At 64.0% G+C, this 20,878-nt stretch carries 21 protein-coding genes; 10 read left to right on the plus strand and 11 right to left on the minus strand.

What is annotated here, in order from left to right; all coding sequences use genetic code 11:
• Positions 1–2 precede the first annotated feature (2 nt).
• Together KF759_RS03140 and KF759_RS03145 are read right to left on the minus strand one after the other, a co-directional pair.
• Entirely contained in the window at positions 3–578 is a 576-nt protein-coding gene (locus KF759_RS03140; protein ID WP_291222941.1) for a M15 family metallopeptidase, read from the minus strand.
• Positions 575–1,288 (minus strand): DUF3887 domain-containing protein, encoded by a 714-nt coding sequence (locus tag KF759_RS03145; RefSeq protein WP_291222942.1) that lies wholly within the window; start codon positions 1,286–1,288, stop codon positions 575–577. The genes KF759_RS03140 and KF759_RS03145 overlap by 4 nt, the downstream gene beginning before the upstream one ends.
• A gap of 724 nt (positions 1,289–2,012) precedes the next feature.
• Between KF759_RS03145 and KF759_RS03150 the strand changes: the two genes are divergently transcribed.
• Entirely contained in the window at positions 2,013–3,689 is a 1,677-nt protein-coding gene (locus KF759_RS03150; protein WP_291222943.1) for a M64 family metallopeptidase, read from the plus strand.
• Positions 3,690–3,744: 55 nt separating this feature from the next.
• Here KF759_RS03150 and KF759_RS03155 read toward each other — a convergent pair whose 3' ends face one another.
• The 4 genes from KF759_RS03155 to KF759_RS03170 all read right to left on the minus strand — a co-directional run bounded on the left by KF759_RS03155 (position 3,745) and on the right by KF759_RS03170 (position 7,361).
• Positions 3,745–4,524, minus strand: coding sequence for a CPBP family glutamic-type intramembrane protease (locus KF759_RS03155; RefSeq protein ID WP_291222944.1), 780 nt, complete (start codon positions 4,522–4,524; stop codon positions 3,745–3,747).
• Positions 4,521–4,706, minus strand: coding sequence for an Arc family DNA binding domain-containing protein (locus KF759_RS03160; protein WP_291222945.1), 186 nt, complete (start codon positions 4,704–4,706; stop codon positions 4,521–4,523). The genes KF759_RS03155 and KF759_RS03160 overlap by 4 nt, the downstream gene beginning before the upstream one ends.
• 67 nt (positions 4,707–4,773) lie before the next feature.
• Positions 4,774–5,667, minus strand: a complete 894-nt coding sequence (locus tag KF759_RS03165) for an SPFH domain-containing protein (RefSeq protein ID WP_291222946.1) — start codon at positions 5,665–5,667, stop codon at positions 4,774–4,776.
• Positions 5,668–5,912: 245 nt separating this feature from the next.
• Entirely contained in the window at positions 5,913–7,361 is a 1,449-nt protein-coding gene (locus KF759_RS03170; protein ID WP_291222947.1) for a transglutaminase-like domain-containing protein, read from the minus strand.
• Positions 7,362–7,459: 98 nt separating this feature from the next.
• Between KF759_RS03170 and purT the strand changes: the two genes are divergently transcribed.
• A complete protein-coding gene (gene purT, locus KF759_RS03175; RefSeq protein ID WP_291222948.1) occupies positions 7,460–8,641 on the plus strand; it encodes a formate-dependent phosphoribosylglycinamide formyltransferase in 1,182 nt (393 codons plus the stop codon).
• 78 nt (positions 8,642–8,719) lie between these two features.
• Entirely contained in the window at positions 8,720–8,986 is a 267-nt protein-coding gene (locus KF759_RS03180; RefSeq protein ID WP_291222949.1) for a hypothetical protein, read from the plus strand.
• Between the two features lie 12 nt (positions 8,987–8,998).
• Here the strand turns inward: KF759_RS03180 and KF759_RS03185 are convergent, their stop codons facing one another.
• From KF759_RS03185 to KF759_RS03200, 4 genes are read right to left on the minus strand one after another with little or no spacing between them, the layout of a single operon-like run.
• A complete protein-coding gene (locus tag KF759_RS03185) occupies positions 8,999–9,703 on the minus strand; it encodes an arginyltransferase (protein WP_291222950.1) in 705 nt (234 codons plus the stop codon).
• Between the two features lie 36 nt (positions 9,704–9,739).
• Positions 9,740–10,126 carry a hypothetical protein gene (locus KF759_RS03190; RefSeq protein ID WP_291222951.1) on the minus strand — a complete coding sequence of 129 codons (387 nt, stop codon included), beginning with the start codon at positions 10,124–10,126 and terminating at the stop codon, positions 9,740–9,742.
• Between the two features lie 9 nt (positions 10,127–10,135).
• Positions 10,136–11,005: an acyl-CoA thioesterase II gene (locus tag KF759_RS03195; protein WP_291222952.1), complete on the minus strand. Its 870-nt coding sequence runs from the start codon at positions 11,003–11,005 to the stop codon at positions 10,136–10,138.
• 59 nt (positions 11,006–11,064) lie between these two features.
• Positions 11,065–11,637: an N-acetylmuramoyl-L-alanine amidase gene (locus KF759_RS03200; protein WP_291222953.1), complete on the minus strand. Its 573-nt coding sequence runs from the start codon at positions 11,635–11,637 to the stop codon at positions 11,065–11,067.
• Between the two features lie 127 nt (positions 11,638–11,764).
• Between KF759_RS03200 and KF759_RS03205 the strand changes: the two genes are divergently transcribed.
• From KF759_RS03205 to KF759_RS03235, 7 genes are all read left to right on the plus strand, one after another.
• Positions 11,765–12,277, plus strand: coding sequence for an alpha/beta family hydrolase (locus KF759_RS03205; RefSeq protein ID WP_291222954.1), 513 nt, complete (start codon positions 11,765–11,767; stop codon positions 12,275–12,277).
• A gap of 1 nt (position 12,278) precedes the next feature.
• A complete protein-coding gene (gene rlmKL / locus KF759_RS03210; RefSeq protein ID WP_291222955.1) occupies positions 12,279–14,450 on the plus strand; it encodes a bifunctional 23S rRNA (guanine(2069)-N(7))-methyltransferase RlmK/23S rRNA (guanine(2445)-N(2))-methyltransferase RlmL in 2,172 nt (723 codons plus the stop codon).
• A 78-nt stretch (positions 14,451–14,528) separates the two neighbouring features.
• A complete protein-coding gene (locus KF759_RS03215; protein WP_291222956.1) occupies positions 14,529–15,011 on the plus strand; it encodes a hypothetical protein in 483 nt (160 codons plus the stop codon).
• Positions 15,012–15,182: 171 nt separating this feature from the next.
• Entirely contained in the window at positions 15,183–15,800 is a 618-nt protein-coding gene (locus KF759_RS03220; protein WP_291222957.1) for a methyltransferase domain-containing protein, read from the plus strand.
• Positions 15,801–15,869: 69 nt separating this feature from the next.
• Positions 15,870–17,105 (plus strand): class III poly(R)-hydroxyalkanoic acid synthase subunit PhaE, encoded by a 1,236-nt coding sequence (phaE, locus tag KF759_RS03225; protein ID WP_291222958.1) that lies wholly within the window; start codon positions 15,870–15,872, stop codon positions 17,103–17,105.
• Between the two features lie 11 nt (positions 17,106–17,116).
• Complete coding sequence (locus KF759_RS03230) at positions 17,117–18,181, plus strand: class III poly(R)-hydroxyalkanoic acid synthase subunit PhaC (protein WP_291222959.1); 1,065 nt, start codon at positions 17,117–17,119, stop codon at positions 18,179–18,181.
• A gap of 128 nt (positions 18,182–18,309) precedes the next feature.
• A complete protein-coding gene (locus KF759_RS03235) occupies positions 18,310–18,630 on the plus strand; it encodes a lipid-A-disaccharide synthase N-terminal domain-containing protein (protein WP_291222960.1) in 321 nt (106 codons plus the stop codon).
• Between the two features lie 21 nt (positions 18,631–18,651).
• Here the strand turns inward: KF759_RS03235 and KF759_RS03240 are convergent.
• Positions 18,652–20,878, minus strand: a 2,227-nt coding sequence (locus KF759_RS03240; protein ID WP_291222961.1) for a vitamin B12 dependent-methionine synthase activation domain-containing protein, incomplete at its 5' end; no start/stop codon positions are given.

Here is a 20,878-nt window from a genome sequence, read left to right on the forward strand (position 1 = left end):
ATTCAGCGCCGCGTCGAGGATGCGAGCGCATGCCAACACCAATGCCAGGGTTCGTAGGCGATGCCGTGGCGATTGCCGCGCGGATAGGACATCACGAAGCCGAAGCGGAGCGCGTGGCGGCGCAACCACTTGAACGCGGCCGACTGCGCGAACTCTTCTTCGAGTGCTGCGTAGCCTGGCGTGGTGAGATCGAGCGCGCGACCACTGTGGTGTTCGCTGTAGCCGGGTGCCGCGCTCACACGCAGGATCTCTTCGATGGATTGGCCGCGCGCGAGTTTGCGTTCGATGATGCCGAGTTGGTAGTGCGCCGAGCGGAACGCCGAGACTACCTGAAGCTCAATCGACTGCGCGTGGGCCGCGGCGCGCATGCGTGCAAAGGCCAGCGCGGCGCGCGGTGTGAGCCATTGCTCGCGGCCATGGATATCGGCGCCGATCGAAGCGAGCTGAGCGGGTTCACGCACGAGGCGCAATTGATTTCGGCGCGCATGGTCGGCCGGAACGCCGAGTTTGCGGGAGCGCGCGACGACTTCGGCACGCTCGTCGCGGTCGCAACGTGCGGGCAGCGGGCCGTCGATCATTGCGCCGGCGTTTCCAGCGGTTTGACGTAAAAACCCGCGATGCGACCATCACTGCCGCAGGCGATCTGGGCGTAGAGATTGACCTTGTCGAAAATCAGCGGAATCGTGATCGCCAGATACCCCTGCAGTTCGGAGGCATGGCTCTGACCGCGTGCCTGCAGGCTGCCGAAGCGGGCGAGCGATTCCCAGGCAGCCTTGAATTTTTCTGGCGGCAGTGCAGCGCGCATCGGTGCATCGAAGTCGTGCGTGGCCGCGTCGAAGTCGCCCTTTTGAGCCGCATCGAGCAAGGCGGTGGCGCGTGCCGTGCAGGCCTTTTGCAGCGCTTGTGCCTGCTGTTCGGCTGGGGATCGCGAAGGGATTGCCCTTGGCGCCGAGCCGCTTGCGGATGGATTGGCTGCGGATTGTGATGTCGCAGGGGCTTCGGGCGCAGGGGCTTCGGGCGCAGGGGCTTCGGGCGCAGGGGCTTCGGGCGCAGGGGCTTCGGGCGCAGGGGCTTCGGGCGCAGGGGCTTCGGGCGCAGGGGCTTCGGGCGCAGGCGTTTCGGGCGCAGGCATTTCGGGCGCAGGCGTTTCGGGCGCAAGGGTTTCGCTTGCGGAGCCAAGGAGCTCGGCTGCGGCGGGCGCGGATTCCTTGCCTGCCTTCGCATCGACCGCGCTCTTGCGCAGCTTGGAAGCATTGGCTGGCTGCTTGTTCGCGGCGGGCTTCTTCACCTTGGACTTTGCGGGTCTGTGTGCCGCCGTCGGAGGCGTGTGCTTCTCCGGCTCGTCTTCTGCATTACCTGAAGCGGCCGCCTCAATCGGGGCTGTCTTCACCTCCGCGGCCGGGCTCGGCTCGCTCGCACCTGTCTTGACGTCTTTGGCGCGCGCCAGCGCATCGACATCAATATCCTGAGGCGCAACTTCCGGCTCTGTTTTGCCCTGGGCATTCGCGGCTCGAATCGATGCAGGATGGTTGGCGAGCGCAGGTGTCGGTTTTGGCTTGGCCGTTTGGGCGGGGCTGGACTCGTTCCCGGCTGCGTCGGCAGCAGGTCCGGGCAGTGCCTGGCTCGACGTGTCCTTGGACGAACCGTGCTGTGGATGTTTGACATCCTTGGCACGTGCCAGTGCATCGACGTCGATGTCCTGCGGCGCGACCTCCCTGGGCCGGGGTTCGGCCGCCTTGTCGGGTTGCGCCGCGAAGGTCGAAGGCGTGCAGAAGAGTAGGGCGCAGGCAATCAGCAGGCGCAGGCTCATGACGCGAGATCCATTTCGGTTTCAAGGTGCGGTTGGGGTTGCGCTGGGCTTGTTCGCGCGAAGCGCCGCCACGATGCGCAGGACATTAGCATGCCCAGCGGTGCCACCGCTGAACGCAATCCGCGGCCCAATGCCGAAAATCATTGGACAAATGCGAATGGGCGGCTGATCCTTGGCGCGGGGCGCTTGTGGGAAAAATCCGATGAATCCGTCACTGCTGAGAATCACGCTGGCCGCAGGTCTTGCCCTGTGCGCGCAGATCGCGTTGGCAGTACCAGCTCATTACATCGTGTTCGAAGTCGATCGAACGGGCAGGGTCGATCCGGTCTATTACGCGCAGGTCGAACTCGATGGTGCAGCACCGGGCCAGCGCGCTGACGCCACAGGCGCGCAGGACCTGCGCGACGACGACATCATCTATCGCCTGCAGCGGCACAGCGTCGATCTGGGTGCCCATCGCGTGCGCCTGCCGCAGCTGCGCGGCGAATTTGCGCGTGATCCAGGCGTTGACGGGACCCTCGTTTCCACGCGTATCGACGCGGTCGAGCCGCGCGCCTTCGTGCTGCGCATACCGCTCGATGAAGCCGACACGGTCAGCTTCGGCAAGGGCAGTACGCGGCAGGCGTTTGACCTGGATGCCATCGCGGCGCGGGTGCCTGATGCGCGCGGCGTGACGAGCGCGATGCCGGTCCTCGCGCCGACGGCGGTCACCGGGCCGCCATCGAACCGTGTCGACATTCTGGTGATCGGCGAGGGCTACACCAGCGCGCAGCAGAACCTCTTCAACAGCAATGCGGCGACCTTCGAGAATCAATTCTTCGGTGTCACGCCGTATCTGGAGTACAAGAGTTTCGTGAATTGGGCGACGCTGTTCGTCGCATCGAGCCAGTCCGGTGTCGACCATCCGCCCTACCAGGCTGGTTGCAATTCTTCCAATTGCTGCGCCGATAGCGAGGCGCAAACCGATCCGCATGCCGGGCAGTTCGTCAACACCGCCTTCGACGGCAAGTTCTGCGACTGGCAGATCCACCGGCTGCTCACGGTCAATGACAGCAAGGTGCTGGCGGCAGCGGCGGCGTATCCGGATTGGGATGAAATCCTCGTGGTGGCCAATGACACGGTGTATGGCGGCTCGGGAGGAAGCGTCTCGGTGACGTCGATGAACCAGTATGCAAGCGAGATCATCCTGCACGAGTACGGCCACACCTTCACGGGTCTTGCCGATGAATACGATACGGCCTATCCGGGCTTCCCGGCCTGCAACGACGTCTCCGGTGGCCCGCCCTGCGAGGCCAATGTAACCAACCAGACCAATCCGGCCTTGGTCAAATGGAAGGCCTGGCTCACGCCGGGCAATCCGATTCCCACGCCGGGAGGTACGGCAGGAGTCGGCTTGTTCGAAGGCGCCCGATACCAGAGCGTGGGCATGTATCGTCCGGTGGACCAGTGCGAAATGCGCTATCTGGGGATGAACTTCTGCCCCGCCTGCCGTCAGGAATATGTGGTCAGACTCTACGCAGGAGGTTGGGGTGTGCCGGCGGGAGGCATCGATTTGATCGAGCCGGGCAGCGAATCACCACCGGCCGCGCAACCGGTGCAGTATGCGCCAGGGACGACGCAGACCTTCAGCATCGTTGCATTGCGGCCGTCAGTCGGCAGCCTCGCCTTTGAATGGTGGCTCGACGGCGTGCGCCTGTCCGGGCCATCGACTGAAAGCCATGCATTCACGCAGAGCATGCCGACACCGACGACGCGAACGCTGCAGGTGCGGGTGCGCGACACCAGTGCCTACGTCAAGCCAGGTCCATTGCCCACACGCACGCGCACCTGGACGATTCAAGTCAATGCCGATCTTGTTTTCCGCAACGGTTTCGATTGAAAGCTTGCCCGAGCCCGGCCAAGTCGGGTCGGGTTCTCTGCGGCAGGGCGCTTGTTCAAGCGCCAGGCGGCGCCAGCGGCGCGATCACGTGCAACACGAGGTCAGTGCACAAGTGCGCGAGCATCGCGTGCTCAAGTCCGCGCTTCCAGTAGAGCCAGCCGAACACGAGGCCGCCGATTGCGTTGTAGGCAATCACACGCGCAATCAGGACTGGCGTGAGTGGCGCGAGTTGCGCCGCCATCGGCAGATGGCCAGCGCCGAAGGCAAGGGCAGCCAGCGTGATGGCGATGAGCATCACCCACGTGCGCGGCTGGCCGTCGCAGAAGCGGCTCAGCAGCCAGACAATTCCACCCATCACGAAGACGCGGAGGCCGACTTCTTCGAGGATCGCGCCGTAGGGTGAGGCCAGCAATCCCTTGCCGGCAAATGCGAGTGACGCGGGCGCCGAGGCGGCCGGCGCAGCAAGCGGCGCGCCGAAGAGCGCAATCGCGGCGAGGATGGCGCCGCCGGTGATCGCGCCCAGCAGTGCCGCCTGCGCCCAAGCCGAATGTGCGGGTGCCGGCTGCCGATACAGCCACGCGCGCAGCCAGGGCGCGCCCAGTCCCAATGGTGCGCCGAGCTTCAGACCCGCCCAGGCGAGCAGGAACATGATCACGCCTGCCTGCAGCGACTGCGCGCCGATGATCACGGCTTGTGGAAGGCCGCTGGCCGCACTCGCCGTTTGCAGCGCCTTGGGTTGCAAGGCGAGCAGATAGGGAAACAGCAGCGCGGTGGCGAAGATGCTGACAAGGCCGAGCACGAGCGCAATGCGCAGTTGCGGTTGGCGCGAACTCATGCGGGATCCTCCTCGACTGGGTCGGTGGGGGGTGACTTGAGCCTCCCGGCCTTGCGCAGCGCATCGCGCAGCAGATACTCGATCTGCGCATTGAGCGAACGCAGTTCATCATCAGCCCAGTGCTGCACGGCTCCGAGCACTTGCGCGCTGATGCGCAGCGGATAGGCTTTCTTCTCAGCCATCGAGAACGCTCTTCGTGAGAAGTGCGGCCACGGATGGCCGCTTCCTGATGTTCGTGATCAGGGACGATCACCCATACAACGTGCCGGTGTTGACCACCGGCTGCGTCGCGCGCTCGCCGCAGAGCACGACCAGCAGATTGCTGACCATCGCTGCGCGCCGTTCATTGTCGAGGTCGACCACGCCGCGCTTGCCCAATTCGGCCAGCGCCATTTCGACCATGCTCACCGCGCCTTCGACGATGCGCTCGCGCGCCGCGACGATCGCGCTGGCCTGCTGGCGTTGCAACATGGCCTGGGCAATTTCCTGCGCATAGGCGAGGTGGCTGATGCGCGCCTCGGTGACCTTGACGCCGGCCTTGCCCAGACGCTGCTGGATTTCGTTGGCCAGATGGGTATTGATCTGATCGCCGTGGCTGCGCAGGGAAGGCTTGCCATCGTCGTGCGCATCGTAGGGATAGCTCTGCGCCATCTGACGCAATGCCGACTCCGACTGGATCTGCACGAAGTTCTCGTAATTGTCGACGCAGAACACGGCTTCGGCGGTGTCGACGACTTGCCAGACCACGATCGCGGCGATTTCGATCGGGTTGCCGTCGGCGTCATTGACCTTGAGCTTGCTCGACTCGAAATTGCGAACGCGCAGGCTGATCGCGCTCTTGCCGTAGAACGGATTGGTCCAGCGCAAGCCGGTCTCACGGCTGGTACCGGCATAACGACCGAACAATTGGAGTACCTGGCCCTGGTTGGGTTGCACCTGGAAGAAGCCCTTGGCCAGAAATCCGAGCAGGCCGATCAGCAGGCTGCCTGCGATGAGTGGTGCCGGGCTGGGATCGGGCTGAGCCTTGAGTGAGTGAATGATCCATGCCACATCGGCGAGTGCGATCAGGACCATGATGACGGCGGCCGGAATTCCGGCGACGGAAAAGGCGGCGGTTTCGTTGAGATCGGGGCGTTGGTTCATTGGCGGGGCCTCCTTCAAGGTTCGCCGCAAGTAGATATCAAAACGATATCACCGTCAAGAGAGTCGCTACCGAAACCCACTCACGTCCCCGCCGAGCGCATGACGCCTCCATGCAAATAACAATTAAAACAAATAGGTGCGCGACATTCCTGAAGAGATTTATCCGCGAGATTGCTCCCCTGGCGTCGCATTTCCGGGGCTGCTGCGACACGCTGGAAGAACCGGACGCGCCCGAACTGCTGCGCTCAGTGCGCAGACGCCGCCGTTGGACTCGGCAAAGGCTCGGCGGCCTTGAGTTCGAGGTTGCCGAGGAGCTCCAGCCCGGCATAGAACTTCCATGGATCGCCATTGCCGACGGCGAGCGCGATGTGACCGCTGTCGAAGCCCTTGAGCGCGGCATCGAAGCTGCGCCAACGGCCGTCGATCCAGGCTTGCGCCCAGGCGTGCGGCACGAACACCTGATTCTTGCCGGCAAACCCCGGTGCATAGGCAAGGCCGGTGGCGACGCGCGTGGCGACGCCGCTGGCGCGGCCGAGCGCCGCAACCAGCACCGCATGTTCGGTGCAATCGCCTTCCGGCTTGCGCGCGACCTCGAGCGCCGAGGCGTAACCGACGTTGAGGTTCTTGTTGCTGATGAAGCCGCGTACGAACGTCTCGATGCGCCGCATCTTCTCTTGTGGATCCTTGGCGTCACCGACCGCCTTGCGTGCGAGCGCAAGGATTTCCGGGGCCTCGCTCTGCAGATAGTCGCTGGGACGCCATTCATCCTTGCCTGGATGCTCGGCCCCGCGGGCTGCATGGGCCGCGGGATCCACGGAGAGTACTTGCACGGCGCCCTCGAGCCTGGCGGTTTGTTCATCGGTGCTGATGAGGCCGTCAAACTTGCCCGAACCGCGCCAGTCGAGCGTGTAACGCATCGGCTTGGCGAGTTCGGCTGGACTGAGCGCGCGTGGCGCGACCAGCAGGGTGCGCTCGAACACGTCGCTGGATTGGTTCGGTGCGGTGGCGCAAGCGCGGTCGCAGGCCAGCAGCACCAGATCCACGCCCATGAGCGGCATCACCAGCTTGTACACGGTTTCTTCGGCGTCGACCCAACTGCGCGAGCTCATCGAGGTGCCCGCGACGGTCATCGTCTGCTCGGCGCGCACGAGTTGCCGCGTGCCGCCGGGCAGCTCGACCGTCTCACGCGGGCCGATGCGGGTGTCGATGCGTACGCCTTCCAGTGCCGAGGGTTGGAACGCAAGCGCCTCGTAGTGCGTACCTTCTGCCAGCCCCTTGCGCAGTCCCATCAAGCGCGCCGCTTCGGGCATGAGCGCGCCCTCAGGCCACGGCAATTCGCGTTTCCGAGTGACGCCGCCGACTGCGGTGGTGGCCTCGATGCGGCCGTCTGCGACGCGGCCGTCGATGCGGGTTTCGATCCCCGACATGCTTGCCGTGCTGCTGAACGCAAGCGGTTTGCCGGCGAGTGTCTCGGTGCTGCTCTCGCTGTTGCGAAGTCCGATCGAAATTCCGGCACGATCAAACTTGATGTCGAGCGTTTGCGTGGTCTGCACTTGATCCCCGCGGATCGTGCGCGTGCTCTGGAAACTGCCGATCTTGCGGCCATCGAGCAGCACCGTGTACCACTGCTGCGCGGGTGGCGCCGCGTGGGCGGTACAGGCAAGGGCAAGCAGGGCGAGGACGGCAAGGCGCATGGCAGGGTCCGGCAATGGCATGAGCGCCATAGTGTGCCTGAACCCCGCCAGGAAGCTTTCGCATAGAATCACGGGTTCACCACAAACTTCGCGATCGCATGAAGACCTTTGGAACACCGCGCACCGATACCGCGATCCGCGTGCTGCTGCTTGGCGCCGGCGAACTGGGCAAGGAAGTGGCGATCGAGTTGCAACGCTTCGCGGTCGAGGTGATTGCGGTCGACCGCTACGCCAACGCGCCGGCAATGCAGCTCGCCCATCGCTGTCACGTCATCGACATGCTCGATGGCAAGGAAGTGCGCCGCGTGATCGAGCAGGAGCGGCCCGATCTGGTGGTGCCCGAGATCGAGGCGATCCATACGCCGACCCTGGTGGAGCTTGAAGGCGAGGGCGTGCGCGTGATCCCGACCGCGCGCGCGGCGTGGTTGACGATGGATCGTGAAGGCATCCGCCGTCTCGCAGCCGAGGAACTGGGTCTGCCGACTTCGCCCTATCGTTTCGTCGATACGCGCGAGGACTACCTCGCCGCGATTGCGCAGATCGGCCTGCCCTGCGTGGTCAAGCCGGTGATGTCCAGTTCCGGCAAGGGCCAGAGCACGCTGCGAAGCCAGAACGATATCGATGCCGCCTGGGATTACGCACAATCGGGCGGCCGCGCCGGCAAGGGTCGCTGCATCGTCGAGGGCTTTGTCGATTTCGACTACGAGATCACCCAGCTCACGGTGCGCCACGTCGGTGGCACGAGTTTCTGCGAGCCGATCGGTCATCGCCAGGAACATGGGGATTACCGCGAATCCTGGCAGCCGCAGCCGATGAGCGCAGCCGCCCAGGCCGAGGCGCGTCGTCAGGCAGGCGCGATCACCGCCGCGCTCGGTGGGCATGGGGTGTTTGGCGTGGAGTTCTTCGTCAAGGGCGATGCGGTGATCTTCTCCGAAGTGAGCCCGCGTCCCCACGACACCGGCCTGGTCACGCTGATTTCGCAGGATCTGTCGGAATTCGCGCTGCATGCGCGCGCGATCCTCGGTCTGCCGATTCCACAAATTCGTCAGTTCGGTCCCTCGGCTTCGTGCGCGGTGCTTGCGCACGGCACGGGCAATCGGCCGCGCTACCGCGGTGTTGCCGGCGCGCTGGCCGAACCCGATACGGCGTTGCGCCTGTTCGGCAAGCCCGAAGTCGACGGTGAACGGCGCATGGCCGTCACTCTCGCGCGCGATGCGAGCATCGAAGCGGCGGTTGCCAAGGCGGTGCGCGCCGCCAGCGCGATATCGGTCGAGCTCTGATGCCTGTCGTGGCGTGGCCAGACTTGATTCGAACAAATCCCGCATCGCCAGCGATGCGCCACAACAGGGGAACGGTCGATGCCTGATGCAGTGAATTACGCGGTATTCCTGTTTCCGCAGGCGATTGAAGCGCTGGGCAGTGCGATCAAGCCGTATTTGCGCGAGGGGCCGGCTGGGCCGCACATCGTGTGCAGCGAGGTCGATTCATCGGGGCCGCTGTTCGGAATGACCCTGACAGGAAACGGGCCCCGGCAGGAGCCGCTCGAGCTTGAAATCATGCTGCCGCTGCAGATGATCAAGCTGGTGATGTCGATGCATGGGGAGCACGAGATCGGCTTCTTGTGACAGGCGGCAGGTTCAGGTCAAGGCTTGCCAATTGCCGTTCCTGAGGATCTCCAGGCCGGCAAAGTGTTTCTTGTAGTCCATTTTCGGATGGCCGGCGATCCAGAAACCGAGATAGACATAGTCGAGGCCTCGCTGCGCGGCGATGCGAATCTGGCTGAGGATCGCGTAGGTTCCGAGACTGCGGCGCGGCAGGTCCGGATCGAAGAAGGTATAGACAGCAGACAGCCCATCGCCGCAGAAATCAGTGACCGCGATTGCCACCAGGCGATCGCCCTCGCGCAGTTCGACGAACTGGGTCGGGCTCCAGGTGGTGTAAAGGAAGCGTGCGAAATCCAGGGGGCTCGCGTCGTCCATGCCACCATCGGGATGGCGGGCAGATAGATAGCGTTGGTAGAGATTGAAGGCTTCCTCGGTGAAGCCCGCGGGCGTGACGCGCACCTCGAGATCGTCATTGCGGGCCAGGCAGCGTCGTTGCGAGCGATTGGGCGTGAAGTGGGCAACGGCGACCCTGCAGGCGATGCAGGCGCGGCAGGCAGGACATTGCGGCAAATAGACATGGCCGCCGGCGCGGCGAAAGCCGCGTTGCATGGCCTGGTCGTAGAGTGCGGCCAGTTGCGGCGCGCTCGGGTCGATCACGAGATTCTGCGCGGTGCGCTCGCCGTAGTAACCGCAGGGATGCGGCAAGGTCTGGAACAGGCGAACGACGTCCGAGCGCATGGTGGGAGGCCTGCTTGCCCTGGTGTGTATCCCGGCTCAGTTCGCGAACAGTCGCAATCCAATCAACACGCAGATGCCGCAGATCATTGCCAGCACCACCATTTTCACGCGTGCCGAGGTGCGTTGGTGTTGAGCGGGATCGCCGGCGCCGCGCGCTGCGGCGAGTTCCTCGGCAAAGCGTGTCGCCGGTTCGATGCCGGCGTCGCGCAGCAGCTTGCGCGCGAGCGTCTGGTCCTGCGAACGCACGATCGAGACGTAGGGCCAGCTGTCGCGGTCGCCACGTTCACTGTAGGAAAACCGTTTCCAGTCGGCGCCCTGATACGCACGGCGATTGCCGATCGAGGTATCGATCCCATGCTCGGCCATCAGCGCAACCACGCGCTCGATGTTCTCCATGCGGGGTGATGTGTAGATCTGGCGCATGCGCGCATCCTACCCCTTGTCGGCCCGCAAACGCACGAGGCCTTCCTGTGCGGTCGAGCCGACCAGACGCCCATCCTCGCTGAAGATCATGCCGCGGGCGAGGCCGCGTGCTCCTTGCGCGGTGGGACTGTCGCAGGAGTACAGCAGCCATTCGTCCACCCGGAACGGGCGATGGAACCACATCGCGTGATCGAGGCTCGCGACCTGGACATCACCCTGCAGGAAGGAAATCCCGTGCGGCAGCATCGCAGTGCCGATCAGGTGGAAGTCGGACGAATAGGTGAGCAGGGCACGTTGCAAGGCCGGGTCATCGGGCACGCGCTCGACCAGGCGGAACCACACGTGCTGGAACGGCGGGCGCTTGGGCGGATTGAGCTCGTCGCGCGGATAGACCTGACGGAACTCGAACGGTCCTGAATTGCCGAACCAGCGCTGCAACTTGATCGGCAAGCGCGCATAGACATCGGTTGGCAGTGGTTCGGCAGGCTTGAGATCGCCCGGTGCGGGCACGCTGGGCATCGGCAACTGGTGTTCGAATCCACTTTCGCTGATCTGGAAAGAGGCCGAGAAATTGAGGATCGGCTGGCCGTGCTGGATCGCGGTGACGCGACGCACCGAGAAGCTGCCGCCGTCACGCGTGCGCTCGACATTGAAAATGATCGGATGCTCGATGTCGCCCGCGCGCAGGAAATAGCCATGCAGCGAATGCGCGGAGCGCGCCCCATCGACAGTTTGTTGTGCGGCTGACAGTGCCTGGCCGAGCACCTGGCCGCCGAACACGAAGCGCGTGCCGATGTCGCGGCTTTGGCCGCGGAACAGGTTGTCCTCGAGGCGTTCGAGGCGCAGCAAGTCGAGCAGTTCTTCGACGGCAGAGGACATCGTGATCCATGTGGTGGCCGGGGAGCGCAGCAGTATAGCGAGGCGTCGCCCGTGGCCGTTCACGATGCGGGTGGTTCGAATCGCTCGAACCCGCTGCCGTCGAGGACCTCGGGCCAGGGAAACAGCGGACCGGGATCCTGGCGTCGGCGCAACGGGATCGCGGGATTGTCGCTGGCCGGCTCGAAGCGGCGGTCGAGATCTTCGTGGCCGGCAATCCAGCGCAGGTTCGCGTGTTCGTGGCGCAGCTGTGCAAGCAGGGCGCGCAGCGACTCGATTTGCGCCGCGGTGTAGGGCGTGGTGAAGCTTTGATGCCGGCTGTCACCCCAGTTGGGATAGCGGCCGATGTTGCTGAGCTCGATGCCGAGCGATCGCGGGTTGTAGCCGAAAGTGTGATTGGCTACGCGGGTGTCGGCGACAAAGCGGAACACCTTGCCGTCAGTGTCGATGTAGTAGTGACCACTGTTGCCGGTTTGTGAGGATTCGTAGCGGATGCGCTCGCCGAATTCGCGCGCCATTTTCATGTCGGGCAGTTCGGTGCAGTGGATGACGACCAGATCGATTGCGCTCGCTGGCCGCACCGCCAGGCGGGACTCGTAGGGCAGGGGCCAGTCGATGATCGAGAGTGCGGGCATGGTGGGTATGGGGAAACGGAGGTCGTGTCGCAGCCTACAGGCTTTCGCGACATGCCGGCACCCGCGGGGTGAACCGGTGCAGGTGCCAAACCGGTATGCTCGGCCGATTCCAGAATCCAGATTCCCGATGAAAGGCACCGTGATTCTTTCGCATGGCCTCGAAAGTGGGCCGCAGGCGACCAAGGTGAGCGCGCTGGCGCAGGTTTGCGATGCGCTCGGCTGGGCCAGCGTGCGTCCCGACTACCGCGATATCGACGCCCTCCGCGATCCGCGCGAGATCGACTCGCGGGTCGGCCGCCTGCTCGAACACGTTCCGACACCGGGACGCCTGGTGTTCGCCGGTTCGAGCATGGGGGCCTTCATTTCCGGCCTCGCATCGCTGCGAACCGCCTGCGAGGGCCTGTTCCTGCTTGCGGTGCCGATCGAGGTCAGAGGTTTTTCGCTGCCCTTCGATGCAGCGACGGTGCCGACCACGCTGGTGCATGGTTGGCGCGACGAGTTGTGTGCGGTCGAGCCGGTGATCGCCTTCGCCCGCGCGCGTGCTGCCACCTTGCACTTGGTGGACGACGATCATCGCCTCGGCGCGCATGTGCAAGCCTGCGCACAGTTTTTCGGACAATTCCTTGGCGGGCTGGGCTGAAATGCAGAACTTCTTCGCCACCTGCGCCAAAGGCATGGAATACCTGTTGCGCGATGAGCTCATCGGACTGGGCATGTCCGATGCGCGTGAGGCGCTTGCGGGTGTGCATTTCAGCGGTTCACTCGAAGCCGGCTATCGGGCCTGCCTGTGGTCGCGTCTGGCGAGCCGCGTCCTGCTGCAGCTTGCCGAGTTCGAGGCGGGCGACGCCGATGCCTTGTATGCCGGTGTGCGTACGATCGACTGGGGCGCGCATCTGGCCGTCGATGGCACTTTCGCTGTCGATGCGGTCGGAGGCGGCGAGGGTCTGCGCCATTCGCAGTTCACGGCATTGCGCGTCAAGGATGCGATCGTCGATCAGTTCCGTGAGCGCTGCGGTGCGCGTCCCGATGTCGAAGTCGATCAACCCGCGATTCGGATCAACCTGCGCCTCCACAAGGGACGGGCGGGGATCGCACTCGATCTGTCGGGCACGCCACTGCATCGGCGCGGCTGGCGGCTGGGCACCGGCGAGGCGCCGCTCAAGGAGACGCTCGCGGCGGCCATCCTGCTGCGCACAGGCTGGCCCCGGATTGCCCAGCAGGGCGGGGCGCTGCTCGATCCGATGTGCGGCTCGGCCACGCTGCTGATCGAAGGCGCGCACATCGCCGCCGATGTGGCGCCTGGATTGCGGCGCGGATATTTCGGTTTCTCAGGTTGGCGCGCACACGATGCGGCCCTTTGGACTCGATTGCTCGAAGAAGCGCAGTCGCGCGCGCAAGAGGGGCTGCGAGCACTGCAGCCGGTGTTCTTCGGTTTCGATGTCGATCCACAGGTCCTGGCCGAGGCACGGCGCAATGCGCAGGCTGCGGGCGTGGCGGGATTTCTTCACTTGGCGCGCCAGTCGGTCGAGCACCTGGGGCGACCTGCAGGCATCGAGCACGGGCTGGTCGTCTGCAATCCGCCCTATGGCGAGCGCCTGGGCGAAGCTGCCGAACTGGCTTCCCTGTATCGAGCTTTTGGCCAGCGCCTGGGTGAGCACTTCAAGGGCTGGCAAGGCGGGGTCATCGTCGCCGATGACGAACTGGGTCACGTGCTCGGTCTGCGCGCGCACAAGCGCTACACGCTTTACAACGGAGCGCTCGAATGTCGCCTGTTGTTGTTCGACCTGAATGTGCCGACGGAGCCGACGGATCGTGCGACCAAGCCGCTCTCGGCGGGAGGGCAGGCAGTAGCCAACCGCATCGGCAAGACGCTGCGCCACCTGCGCAAGCGCCTGCAGCGCGAAGGCATCAGTTGCTGGCGGGTCTATGACGCCGATCTGCCCGAGTATGCGGCTGCCGTCGACGTGTACACGACCAGCGCGGATTCAGGCGAGCCGGTACGTTGGCTGCACATCCAGGAATATGCGCCGCCGCGCGAGATACCCGAGGAGGTCGCACGTGATCGTTTGCGCGAGCTGGTGCGCGCGGCCGGGCAGGCACTCGCGGTGCCGCGCGAGCGCATTGCGCTCAAGACGCGCTACAAGGCCAAGGGCGGTTCCAAGTACGGCCGTTTTGCCCAGCGCAACGAGTTTCTCGAAGTCGAAGAAGGCGGGCTGCGCTTTCGCGTCAATCTGTTCGACTATCTCGACACCGGGCTGTTCCTCGACCACCGCCCGATCCGCGCCCAGGTGCGCGAGCTGGCTGCGCGCAAGCGTTTCCTCAACCTGTTCTGCTATACCGGAGCCGTCAGCATCTACGCCGCGGCAGGCGGCGCGGCGTCGACCACCAGCGTGGACCTTTCGGCAACCTATCTGGAATGGGCGACCGAGAACTTCAGGCTCAACGGGATCGTCGGGCCGCAGCACCAGTTGATCCAGGCCGATGCGCTGGAGTGGTTGCGGCATGCGCGCGGCCAGTACGATCTGATCTTCGTCGATCCGCCGACCTTCTCGAACTCCAAGCGCGCCGAGGACTTCGATGTGCAGCGCGATCACGTCGAACTGCTGCGCCTGTGTGGTGCAAGACTGTCACCCGGCGGCGTGATCCTGTTTTCGAACAATCTGCGGCGCTTCCGATTGGATCCACTGTTGGCTGGGCAATTCGAAGTGCGCGACACCACGGCGCAGTCGATTCCCTTTGACTTCTCCCGCAATGTTCATGTGCATCACAGTTTCGAGCTGCGGCAGCGCGGTGGCTTAGTAGCGGAAATTTAACGATTGGGTCGTTTTCGTTTCACATCCGATTCAGCGCCGTGGCCTAGGATGGAGCCGTCAATCGACGGGGCAAGGACCATGACGACTCGACTGCGCAATTGGGTGTTTGGAATCCTGATCGTTGCCGGCATGGCGTTTGCGCCTGCGGCGTTTGCCCGTGGCCACGTGAGCTGGGGCGTCGGCTTCAATTTCCCGGGCGTGAGCATCGGTTATTCCGGCGGTCATGGTGGTTGGGGCCATGGCTACAACGGCTGGAACGCCAGCATCGGCTACGGCGGCTGGGGACATGCGTATCGCGGTTACGGCTACGGGTACGGCGGTTACGGGTATGGCTGGGCCGGCAACTACGGCTATCCGGCTTACTACAGCCCACGCTACTACAGCGGCTACTACATGCCGGCGTACTACAGCTATCCCGCGTGGTACGGCGCCCGCTATTACGATGACTACGGTTATCGCAGCCACCGCGTCGTTCATCGCAGGCACATTCGCGACCCATACCGCGGTGACTACGGGCATCGCGCGAGTTATTACGACCGCAGCGGATATTATCGTCGCTGATCCGGTTCCACGCCGGCGGCTCTCCCCTCCCTTTCATGCCGCCCGCGCCCGCCCCGCAACGGTTCCCCTGATCGTTGCGGGGTTTCTATTTCCGGCCCCGATTGACGACACGGCGCACGAAGCTGGCCGCCGGCAGGCTATGATGCGCGCCCGGTGAGCATTGGCATCTGCATGAGCGAACAAGACAGCAGCAGCGTTTCCACGGCTCCGCCGAATCAGGTGGCTGCATGGACGTTTTTCCTGCAGTGGGCCAAGCATCCCCTGACCACTGCCTCGATGGTGCCTTCCGGGCGGCAGCTCACGCGCCAGATGATGCGTCAGCTCCCGGCCGATGCGCGCCACGTGGTGGAACTGGGCGCCGGAACCGGAGTATTTACGCAAGCGCTGATCGAGCATGGCATCGCGCCCGAGGATCTGCTCGTGGTCGAGCTCAACCCCGAGTTCCATGGCCTGTTGTGCCGGCGGTTTCCCGCACTCGAGATCATCAATGGTGATGCGCGCGACTTGCAGGCGATCGTCGCACGCGCGGGAATGGATGCCGGCGTCGACGCGGTGGTGAGCGGGCTGGGCTTTCTTGCCATGCCGCGCGAAATCCAGAAGCAGATCCTCGAAGCGGTCTTTGCGGTGCTCGGCAAGGGGCGCAGCCTGATCCAGTTCACCTACGGACCCAAGGCGCCGATTCCGCAGGATTTGCTCGAGGAATTGGGATTGACCGCAACGCGCGTCGGCTTCGCGCCCCTCAATTTGCCGCCAGCCTTCGTCTACAAGTTGTCGCGTCGCGCCGACTGAAATCCGTTTGTGCCTGATCGGGATGCTGCGGCGCGGTATCATGTGCCATCTTGTCAGCGAGGGCGGATCGTGTCCGAAGCGTTCTTTTCCGATGCAACCAGACAGTGGCAGACGCTCATGCAGCAGTCCGCCGGGCCGTGGGCTGAACTGATGCGCGCGAATGCGCAGCCGCCCACGGCGTTCGAACAATGGACGACGATGTTCGGCGGCGGTGGCACGCCGACCGAAACGATTCAGCGATTCGTGCAGGGTGCGCGCGATTACCTTGCCTTCCTTCAGTCCGGCATCACCGCTGGCGGCGCCAATGCCGATGGCATGACAGGCTGGGTCGAGCCTCTCAAGCGCATGTTCGCGGCACCTGATGGCATGGCGGGTGCGTTCGAGCATCCGTTCGCGAAGCTTTGGCCGGGTTCGGCTGCAGGCGCCAATCCGTTTGCGCTGGGCGTGCCAGGCTTCGGGCAGGCCGCCACTCCGGATCTGCGCGATCTCAAATCCTGGCTCACATTGCCGACCTTCGGCCCGGCGCGCGAGCATCAGGTGAGCCAGCAGCAGGCTGCCTTGGCATGGCTGGACTACCAGCAGCAAATCCAGCGCCACAACGAGCTCATGATGCGCGCCGCCAAGCGCGGCTTCGAAGTGTTCGAGGGCAAGCTCGCCGAGCGCGAGCAGCCGGGTCGCCAGATCGAATCGCTGCGTGCACTCTACGATCTGTGGGTTGATGCGATCGAGGAAGCCTACGCCGACATCGCCTTGTCGCAGGAATATCGTGAAGTCTATGGCGAACTGGTCAACGCGCAGATGCGCGTGCGTGCCAATGTGCAAAAGGAAGTGGAGCGCCTGAGCGGGGACTTGGGCATGCCCACGCGCAGCGAGGTCGACAGCATTGGTCAGCGTCTGCAGGCCGTACGCCGCGAAGTTCGCAATTTGCGCGGCGGCGATGCCCTGATCGACGAGGTTGCCAATTTGCGCGGCGAACTCGAAGCGCTGGCGCAGGCGGCGGTCAAGCAGGCTCTGGGTGAACGCGCGTTGATGCCATCCGCTGTGGCCAAGGGACAGTCGGAGACGGCAGGACCGGCAGCCAGACGCGTTCGCACAGCGGCGTCGAAGAAGCCGGTGCCGAAAAAGCCTTTGCCGCGCCGGGCGGCTGCGGCGGCCAGCGGAGGGTTTGCCACGCGCATCGCGCAGTTTGCCGACGCATCACTGGGTGGCAAGCGCAAGGCGCGTGGCGACAAGGCCGCACCGGCAAAGTCATCCCGTGGCGCCAAGGCCGCGACCAACCCGCGCGGCCAGCGCGCACGTAGCTGAGCGAGGACCCCATGCAAGCCGTCAATATCCAGCCTGCCAAGGCTGCCGAAGAAGTCCTCACCGCCCAGCGCAAGCTGGCGGCCGCGCTCAATACCTTGCGTTCGATGGACGATGTTGATTTCGGCGTCACCGCCAAGGAAGAAATCTACCGTGAGGACAAGGTGGTCGTGTACCGCTTCAGGGGCGAGCGCGCGCCGACCGCGAAAGTGCCGATTCTCATCGTCTACGCGCTGGTCAACCGACCCTACATGGTCGATCTCCAGGATGACCGCTCGCTGGTGAAGAACCTGCTCGCCAAGGGCGAGGATGTCTATCTCGTCGATTGGGGCTATCCCGATGGTGCCGACCGCTGGCTCACGCTCGATGATTACATCAACGGCTACATCGCGCGTGCGGTGGATGCGGTCGCGCGACATCGGCGTGTGCGCAAGATCAACCTGCTCGGTATCTGCCAGGGTGGTGCCTTCTCCTTGTGCTTTGCGGCGCTGCATCCGCACAAGGTGCAGAACCTCATCACGATGGTGACGCCGGTCGATTTCCAGACGCCAGACAACATGTTGTCGAATTGGGTGCAGAAGCTCGATATCGACTTGTTCGTCGACACACTCGGCAACGTGCCGGCCGATCTGATGAACCTGTGCTATCTCATGCTCAAGCCGGTTCGGCTCAACCAGCAGAAGTACATCGGCCTGGTCGACATACTCGACAACAAGGTCGAGATGGAAAACTTCCTGCGCATGGAGAAATGGATCTTTGACTCGCCCGATCAGGCGGGGGAGGCGTTCCGGCAGTTCCTCAAGGATTTCTATCAGGGCAACAAGTTGATCAAGGGCGGCCTGAAGATCGGGGACCGTGAGGTGCATCTGGGCAATGTCACGATGCCCGTGCTCAACGTGTTTGCCGAGCAGGACCATCTGGTACCGCCGAACGCTTCGCGCGTGCTCGCCGATCACGTTGGCACCAAGGACTATACCCAGGTCGCATTCCGCGGGGGGCACATCGGAATCTATGTTTCCGGGCGCGCCCAACGTGAGGTGCCATCGGCCATCCACGACTGGTTGGCTGCGCGAACCTGACCCGGCCGTGTCCGGGCGCAGTGAAAAGGCCGCGAACTTGCGGCCTTTTTCCTTTTCGACATGCGGGCGAAAGGCAGGCGGCCGCTAAACTAGCCGCTTTCCACATCTGGCATGCACCCATGAGCTTCATGAACGAGGTCATCCTGCAGATCCACAGCGCGACGATCACGCCGTGGAAACTGGTCGGCTATGGCGGTGCACTGCTGTTCACCGGACGCTGGTTCGTGCAGTTGTATGCCACCCGCAAGCTCAAGCGCGTCGCGGTGCCCATGGCATTCTGGTACCTGTCGATGGTCGGCAGCATGATGACGCTGAGCTATTTCATATGGGGCAAGAACGATTCGGTTGGCATCCTGCAGAATGCATTCCCGATGTTCGTCGCCTCGTACAACCTCTACGTGCATGCAAGGCACCGCGAAGCGCCCCAATCAGGCAGTGGCGCGAGCTGAGCCTGCCCGACGGCGCGGGCCTCAGTCCGGATCGTAATCGAGATTGGCCGATAGCCAGCGCTCGGCCTCGCGCAATTCCCAGCCCTTGCGCTTGGCGTAATCCTCGACCTGGTCGCGGGTGAGTTTGCCAACCACGAAATATTGACTGTCGGGATGGCTGAAGTACCAGCCCGAGACCGCGGCGGCCGGATACATCGAGAAGCCTTCGGTGAGTTCGACGCCGGCATTGCGGGTGGCGTCGAGCAGGCGGAACAAGGTGGCCTTCTCGGTGTGGTCGGGGCAGGCCGGATAGCCCGGAGCAGGTCGGATGCCGCGATACTTCTCGTCGATCAAGGCTTCGTTGTCGAGCGCTTCATCAGGTGCGTAACCCCAGATTTCCGTGCGCACCTTGCGGTGCATGTACTCGGCGAGCGCTTCAGCGAGGCGGTCGGCCAGCGCCTTGAGGATGATTGCCGAGTAGTCGTCATTCTGCGCATGGAAACGCTCGAGATGTTCCTCGATGCCAAGACCCGCAGTCACCGCGAAGCCGCCAATCCAGTCGTCGATGCCGGTGTCCTTTGGTGCGATGAAGTCGGACAGGCACAGGTTGGGGCGCTCGACCGGCTTGTCGGCCTGCTGGCGCAGGTGATGCAGAATCACCGTCTCCTTGCCAGCGCGCAGTTCGAGATCGTCGCCGATGCGGTTGACCGGCCAGAAGCCGACCACCGCGCGTGCGCGCAGCCATCTCTCGTCGATGACTCGCTTGAGGATCGCCTGCGCATCGTTGAACAGTTCGGTGGCCTGCGTGCCGACCACCGGATCGGTGAGGTTGGCCGGATAGCGGCCATGCAGTTCCCAGGCCTGGAAGAACGGCGTCCAATCGACCACCGGCAACAGTTCACCGAGCGGGATGTCGTCGAATACGGTGATGCCGGGCTGGCGCGGTTCCGGTGGCCGGTAGCTGCTCCAGTCGAGCTTGCTGCCATTGGCGCGGGCCGCCTCGAACGACACCAGGCGCTTGCCCGGCGTGCGCGTGCGGTGGCGTTCGCGCACTTCCGCATACTCGGCGCGCACCTTGGCCAGGAAGCCGTCGACGAGTTCCTTGCTCACCAGTGACTGCGCCACGCCGACCGCACGCGATGCATCCTTGACCCAAACACAGGCGGTTTCATAGTGCGGTTCGATCTTGAGCGCGGTATGCGCGCGCGAGGTGGTGGCGCCACCGATCAACAATGGAATGTGGAAATTCTGGCGTGCCATCTCCTTGGCGACATGGCTCATTTCCTCGAGCGAGGGCGTGATCAGGCCGGACACGCCGATCATGTCCGCCTGCTCGGCGATCGCGGTGTCGAGGATCTTCTGCGCCGGCACCATCACGCCGAGATCGATCACCTCGAAATTGTTGCAGGCAAGCACCACGCCGACGATGTTCTTGCCGATGTCGTGCACGTCGCCCTTGACGGTCGCCATCACGATCTTGCCGTTGGATTTGCTGACTTCGCCGCTGCGCTTCTTCTCTTCTTCCATGAAGGGCAGCAGGTAGGCGACCGCCTTTTTCATCACGCGCGCGGACTTGACCACCTGCGGCAGGAACATCTTGCCGGCACCGAACAGGTCGCCGACCACGTTCATGCCGTCCATGAGCGGGCCTTCGATCACGTCGAGCGTGCGCGTGGACTGCGCGCGCACTTCCTCGGTGTCCTCGGTCACGAATTGGTCGATGCCATGCACGAGCGCATGCTCGAGTCGCTTGGTGACCGGCAGCGAGCGCCAGGCCAGCGCGCTGCCGTCGTCCTTGTCCCTGGAGCCCTTCTTGTAGCGATCCGCGATTTCCATCAGCCGCTCGGTCGAGTCGGACCGGCGATTGAGCACCACATCCTCGACGCGCTCGCGCAGTTCCGGATCGAGGTCGTCGTAGATCGCCAGCGCGCCGGCATTGACGATGCCCATGTTCATGCCGGCCTTGATCGCGTGGTAGAGGAACACGCAATGGATCGCCTCGCGCACCGGGTTGTTGCCGCGGAACGAAAAGGAGACATTGGAGACGCCGCCGGAGACGTGCGAATGGGGGAAACGCCGGCGCAGTTCGCTCGCCGCCTTGATGAAGTTCACCGCGTTGTCGGCGTGCTCGTCGATGCCCGTGCCGATCGGGAAGATGTTGGAATCGAAGATGATGTCTTCGGGCGGGAAACCGACCTTTTCGGTAAGCAGGCGGTAGGATCGCTCGCAGATCTCCAGCCGTCGTTCGACGCTGTCGGCCTGGCCTTGC

The organism is Dokdonella sp. (assembly GCF_019634815.1).
Taxonomy (GTDB): domain Bacteria; phylum Pseudomonadota; class Gammaproteobacteria; order Xanthomonadales; family Rhodanobacteraceae; genus Dokdonella_A.

Excerpts from the sequence above, each read along its gene's own strand:
- rlmKL (WP_291222955.1), top strand. The coding sequence starts at position 12,279 with ATGCAGAACTTCTTCGCCACCTGCGCCAAAGGCATGGAATACCTGTTG.
- KF759_RS03230 (WP_291222959.1), top strand. The coding sequence starts at position 17,117 with ATGCAAGCCGTCAATATCCAGCCTGCCAAGGCTGCCGAAGAAGTCCTC.
- KF759_RS03195 (WP_291222952.1), bottom strand. The coding sequence starts at position 11,005 with ATGTCCTCTGCCGTCGAAGAACTGCTCGACTTGCTGCGCCTCGAACGC.
- KF759_RS03185 (WP_291222950.1), bottom strand. The coding sequence starts at position 9,703 with ATGCGCTCGGACGTCGTTCGCCTGTTCCAGACCTTGCCGCATCCCTGC.
- purT (WP_291222948.1), top strand. The coding sequence starts at position 7,460 with ATGAAGACCTTTGGAACACCGCGCACCGATACCGCGATCCGCGTGCTG.
- KF759_RS03220 (WP_291222957.1), top strand. The coding sequence starts at position 15,183 with ATGAGCGAACAAGACAGCAGCAGCGTTTCCACGGCTCCGCCGAATCAG.
- KF759_RS03165 (WP_291222946.1), bottom strand. The coding sequence starts at position 5,667 with ATGAACCAACGCCCCGATCTCAACGAAACCGCCGCCTTTTCCGTCGCC.
- KF759_RS03170 (WP_291222947.1), bottom strand. The coding sequence starts at position 7,361 with ATGCGCCTTGCCGTCCTCGCCCTGCTTGCCCTTGCCTGTACCGCCCAC.
- KF759_RS03200 (WP_291222953.1), bottom strand. The coding sequence starts at position 11,637 with ATGCCCGCACTCTCGATCATCGACTGGCCCCTGCCCTACGAGTCCCGC.
- KF759_RS03205 (WP_291222954.1), top strand. The coding sequence starts at position 11,765 with ATGAAAGGCACCGTGATTCTTTCGCATGGCCTCGAAAGTGGGCCGCAG.
- KF759_RS03150 (WP_291222943.1), top strand. The coding sequence starts at position 2,013 with ATGAATCCGTCACTGCTGAGAATCACGCTGGCCGCAGGTCTTGCCCTG.
- KF759_RS03160 (WP_291222945.1), bottom strand. The coding sequence starts at position 4,706 with ATGGCTGAGAAGAAAGCCTATCCGCTGCGCATCAGCGCGCAAGTGCTC.
- KF759_RS03190 (WP_291222951.1), bottom strand. The coding sequence starts at position 10,126 with ATGCGCCAGATCTACACATCACCCCGCATGGAGAACATCGAGCGCGTG.
- KF759_RS03155 (WP_291222944.1), bottom strand. The coding sequence starts at position 4,524 with ATGAGTTCGCGCCAACCGCAACTGCGCATTGCGCTCGTGCTCGGCCTT.
- KF759_RS03215 (WP_291222956.1), top strand. The coding sequence starts at position 14,529 with ATGACGACTCGACTGCGCAATTGGGTGTTTGGAATCCTGATCGTTGCC.
- KF759_RS03140 (WP_291222941.1), bottom strand. The coding sequence starts at position 578 with ATGATCGACGGCCCGCTGCCCGCACGTTGCGACCGCGACGAGCGTGCC.
- KF759_RS03180 (WP_291222949.1), top strand. The coding sequence starts at position 8,720 with ATGCCTGATGCAGTGAATTACGCGGTATTCCTGTTTCCGCAGGCGATT.
- KF759_RS03235 (WP_291222960.1), top strand. The coding sequence starts at position 18,310 with ATGAACGAGGTCATCCTGCAGATCCACAGCGCGACGATCACGCCGTGG.